Source organism: Paenibacillus sp. N119s, from assembly GCF_059447605.1.
Genome location: NZ_JCAJRU010000325.1, coordinates 1 through 4,365, shown reverse-complemented (window position 1 = coordinate 4,365; position 4,365 = coordinate 1). Strand labels below are relative to the sequence as shown.

Below are 4,365 nucleotides of genomic sequence, written 5' to 3'. Positions count from 1 at the left end.
GGACACGCCTGCATTGTTAATCAGCGTATGAATCGTACCGTATTCTTCTTCCGTGGCACGGATTAGCGCTACAAGATCTTCTTCCTTGCGCACATCACAAGGAATAAAAATGGCCTGATGGCCTTCGTTCCGGGCTGCAGCTGCAGCTGCGGCGCCTTCTTCCTCATTGTGGTCAGCAAACACGACTCTGGCCCCCTGAGCAGCGTAGGCAAAAGCGACCTCTTTACCGATGCCATGCGCTGCTCCTGTTACTATAACAACTTGTCCTTCAAATGACACGACTCATTCCTCCTCTGCACTACTCTGTTTTAGTATATATGTACCAAAATATGCCGTACAAGAAACATGCACAGCCCCCTACCCTGGTTCCTCGCAGAAGGCTGTTAAATGACCATGAACATTTTGACTGAATTCTACATTTTTACCTGCTCCAAACTATAGCGATTAAGACGCTGAAACCCGATATACCTTGTACCTTGAAAAGTAAGCCGTCCCTCATCCCCTTCAGCACATTGACCGTATTCTTCCCCAGATACCTTGAACTCCATTCTGTCGCCACTCTCCACCTCAAAGGTTACATAATAAAAGGTATACGTCCGAGTCCCTTGTTCCTCCTGGCGCCTTTGCTGGAGATGTGTCCTTCTGGCCGTAATTCGGGAACCCACCGTCAATACAGGCTGTCGTTTGTTCCTGCTCCATTCCATGACTTCCCTGCCCGCAGACAACACGACAATACCCAACACAACTACGAAAAATACGGGCAATACCGTACCCAGCCAATCGAACATCCATAATGACTCAAATCCCATGCACCGCACTCCTCTCCGCCAGGCATTCCACAGAGAAACCACCGGGCATCCTGACCTGCCTTTAGCCTTCGGTAACAGTATATGTATGTTACCGCCCAAATTTGATAGCAACCCTTAAGAACGCCAAGAGCCTCCACGGAATAATCCGGGAGGCTCAAGATATGGCGATATCAGAATAGCTCATCGATTTACACATGTACAAGTTGGAGATAACGTTGTGTTTCATCCAGAACTTCATATTCTTCTTCGGCGTAACGCTCTGCGCATTGCTTGCAGTCCTCTTCAGTCGTGCAACCGTAGGCATCCTGACAAGTGTAACAAAATTGAAGGTAGTATTGGGTTAACATATGATCCTGATTCGCTCTCATGATTATCACTCCTATCGTTGTTTACAGGTTTAGTATAACAGTGGCTCATTTGTTGGTTTGTGATTTTTTTCACATATTATCATATAAAATTTAAATTTTTTAAAAATAAATTGCCCTGGGGTATTTCCCAGGGCAATTACGTTTTTCGTGATTATAAAATTTTCCAGTTCACACCGCCGTCTGTTGTTTTTAAAAGCAGTGATTTCTTGTCGTCGAGTCGTTCCAAAAGCAGCCAACCTACCGATGAAGAAGCAAAACGCACCTTGACTGATCGCGGATAGTCTTTTAGCTTCGAAGGCAGCACCTTATTGCCTTTGAGACTGATCCACGTCTTCCCTCCATCCATTGTACGGCTCATTCCGTTATCGGTTAGGACCCATCCTTCCTTACCACTTAGGAAGGTACGCCCGGGAGTTATAGAACTACTATTACTACTCAGACCTAAAGACACATCGTTCCATTGTGTTCCTGTATTATTCGTAAACAGTCCACTATATTTTACACCTTTATCCCCATAGCAGAGAACCGGAATCCAAAATGAGGAACTGTTGCCTTCAAGAGACTGCTGAGCTTCTGCCTTGGCCTGAGGGCAACCCTGCATGCTGTTAGCAACTGGGGTCCACGTTTTTCCTTGATTCGTAGTTTTATACAACTTCACCTTGCTGTCCATATTGATCGCCACAAAACCCTGATTGTCAGGAGAAAAGCTCATCCCTACCATACTGCCTTGATCGGGTAAACCTGAGCCTGATTTGTTGGATGTCATACCAGAGCTCTGCGCAACTTTATTCCACGTGGCTCCTCCGTCCGTGGTGTGATACAGCATTTTTTGTTGATCATGCTCATTCAATTTGGTATAAGCCATGATCCAGCCTGTGGTAGGATTTACATATTGTATCGAGCTTACATGGGCTCCGCTAGGTAGTGCTGATACATCCCAACTCTGCCCTCCATCCGCTGTTCTTAGAATGACCGTTGCAGTTTGGTCCAGATTTTGACGGACGACCCAACCGTGACGGGAATCTGTGAAACTGATATCCTTGCCATATTCAAGCTTATCTTGAAATTGGACGTTTTCGGAGGGGGAAATATTATTCCACGTTTTCCCACCATCATGAGTATCATAAAGCCGAAGCTCATTACGGGTAACTCCCCAAACCAACCCTTTATTGTTATCGATTAAATGGAAATCCGCAATTCGTGTCTGTACCACATATTTTGCGTTTGGATCCCCTGCCTTTGGGGTTATCGGCGGATTAATAGTTATCGTCTGTCCCTGGTCATCTGGTTCCTCAATCGGAGGTTTAGTTACAGTTTTTGGGGTTTCAGTAGAACAGGACGTTAGCAAGATGCCCGTCAATAGCACTGCTCCTCCCAAGAGCGCACGCCAGCGCAGTTTCATATCAAAGTCCTCCCTCGATGGCATGCGGTAATCACGTGCCAAAAGCTTATCTGAAACAGAATTATACCATAAACGACCCTATGTGACACTTTTCGCGCAATGACAAAAAAAACCGGCTCCTTCACAAAAGTGCAGGATACCGGCTTATTTTAAACTAAGATAAAAGTGATCAGGATTTACGGTTCAACAAACTTTTGTGATACCCATAGAAGAAATAAATCAGTAATCCGAGTAGTAGCCACACAATAAATCCGATCCAGGTGCTGATATGAAGCTGAAGCATCAGACCGATACAAACCAAAGCACTCAGAAGTGGGAGTAACGGAACCCATGGTACGGTAAACCCTCTTTTCAAATCTGGGCGTGTCTTACGCAGAACAATGACTCCAACCGAAACTACAGCAAAAGCAAACAAGGTCCCAATACTTGTCAGATTGGTCAGTGCGTGCAACGGAAACAATCCGCTGGCCAATGCAATAATGCTGCCCACCAACCATGTGCTTCGAATCGGTGTTTGAGTTTTGGTATTTACCTTAGATAAAAAAACGGGTAAAAGACCATCGCGTGACATCGAAAAAATTAATCGCGTTTGACCATACAACAGCACCAGTAAAACAGTCGTCATTCCCGCAATCGCACCGAGTGAAATTAATCCTGCTACAAAATCCTGATGAATAAAGCGAAGAGCAAACGCAACCGGGTCGCTAACGCCCAACTGCGTATAAGGTACCATTCCCGTTAGTACAACGGAAACAGCAATATACAGTATTGTGCAAATCGCCAGAGAGGCGATAATGCCGATGGGCATGTTCCGCTGCGGATTGCGTACTTCTTCGGCTGCCGTTGAGATAGCATCGAATCCCAGATAAGCGAAAAATACGATTGCCGCAGCACTCAAAACACCGGAGAATCCATAAGGCAAAAATGGTGTCCAGTTGGCAGGCTTAACGTAAAAGATTCCAATCCCAATAAACAACAGTACAACCCCAACTTTGACACAAACCATTATAAAGTTGAACCGAACCGTTTCCTTGGCTCCCAGACTTAGCAATAGTGTGATAAGCATGATGATGCATACGGCTGGCAGATCAATAACGGTCCCCTTGGTCGAATCAAAGGCTGCGGTTAAAGCTAACGGTAGATGGATATCAAATCCGGCCAGTAAGCCTTGAAAGTAAGCAGACCAGCCACTACTCACAGAGGCGGCCGCCACTCCATATTCCAGAATCAAGTCCCAACCCAGTACCCAGGCCAGAACTTCTCCAAATACAATATAACTATATGCATAAGCGCTCCCTGCCGCGGGAACTGTAGAGGAAAGCTCTGCATAGCACAAGGCCGCCAGTACACAGGCAATCCCTGCAATAACAAAAGATAGCATCAAGCCGGGACCTGCATTTTCTGCTGCTGCCTTGCCAGTAATAACAAAAATCCCTGTTCCGATGATGCATCCTACTCCCAGCATGGTGAGATCAAAAGGTCCCATGGTTCTCTTTAAGCGACCTGTAGATCCGCTTTCCTCATGCGGGAGCAAGTCTGTCTTTTTTCGAAATAAGTCCATATTACTAATCCTCTTTCCATAATTTCTTACGTCAATATCGATGCTGCAACGCTTTAGTGCATGTTCCTATCGTTCGATTAATTATTAGCGAGCTAGCCTTTGAAGTCAAGGAAAAATGTCATATTTCTTTACTGCGGGTAATTATATACGGTACACTAAGTCAGAAACATAAATTTTAAAGTAATATCCCAAAATGAAAAGGTATACAACCCGAGAAGGAGATGA

At 45.2% G+C, this 4,365-nt stretch carries 5 protein-coding genes; all 5 read right to left on the bottom strand.

Going from position 1 to position 4,365, the window contains the following annotated elements; all coding sequences use genetic code 11:
• A partial coding sequence (locus tag AC5V8P_RS23785) for an SDR family NAD(P)-dependent oxidoreductase (RefSeq protein WP_495473930.1) occupies positions 1–279 on the bottom strand: 279 nt, incomplete at its 3' end.
• A 134-nt stretch (positions 280–413) separates the two neighbouring features.
• Positions 414–809 (bottom strand): DUF2500 domain-containing protein, encoded by a 396-nt coding sequence (locus AC5V8P_RS23780; RefSeq protein WP_013371386.1) that lies wholly within the window; start codon positions 807–809, stop codon positions 414–416.
• A 188-nt stretch (positions 810–997) separates the two neighbouring features.
• Complete coding sequence (locus AC5V8P_RS23775; protein WP_063210535.1) at positions 998–1,177, bottom strand: hypothetical protein; 180 nt, start codon at positions 1,175–1,177, stop codon at positions 998–1,000.
• Between the two features lie 151 nt (positions 1,178–1,328).
• Positions 1,329–2,579, bottom strand: coding sequence for a YCF48-related protein (locus AC5V8P_RS23770; protein WP_064797095.1), 1,251 nt, complete (start codon positions 2,577–2,579; stop codon positions 1,329–1,331).
• 169 nt (positions 2,580–2,748) lie between these two features.
• Positions 2,749–4,140: a branched-chain amino acid transporter BcaP gene (bcaP, locus tag AC5V8P_RS23765; RefSeq protein WP_064797094.1), complete on the bottom strand. Its 1,392-nt coding sequence runs from the start codon at positions 4,138–4,140 to the stop codon at positions 2,749–2,751.
• Positions 4,141–4,365: the final 225 nt, after the last annotated feature.

What these genes read in the sequence shown, in the direction of transcription:
- AC5V8P_RS23780 (WP_013371386.1), bottom strand. Translation starts at nt 809, where the DNA reads ATGGGATTTGAGTCATTATGGATGTTCGATTGGCTGGGTACGGTATTG.
- AC5V8P_RS23775 (WP_063210535.1), bottom strand. Translation starts at nt 1,177, where the DNA reads ATGAGAGCGAATCAGGATCATATGTTAACCCAATACTACCTTCAATTT.
- AC5V8P_RS23770 (WP_064797095.1), bottom strand. Translation starts at nt 2,579, where the DNA reads ATGAAACTGCGCTGGCGTGCGCTCTTGGGAGGAGCAGTGCTATTGACG.
- bcaP (WP_064797094.1), bottom strand. Translation starts at nt 4,140, where the DNA reads ATGGACTTATTTCGAAAAAAGACAGACTTGCTCCCGCATGAGGAAAGC.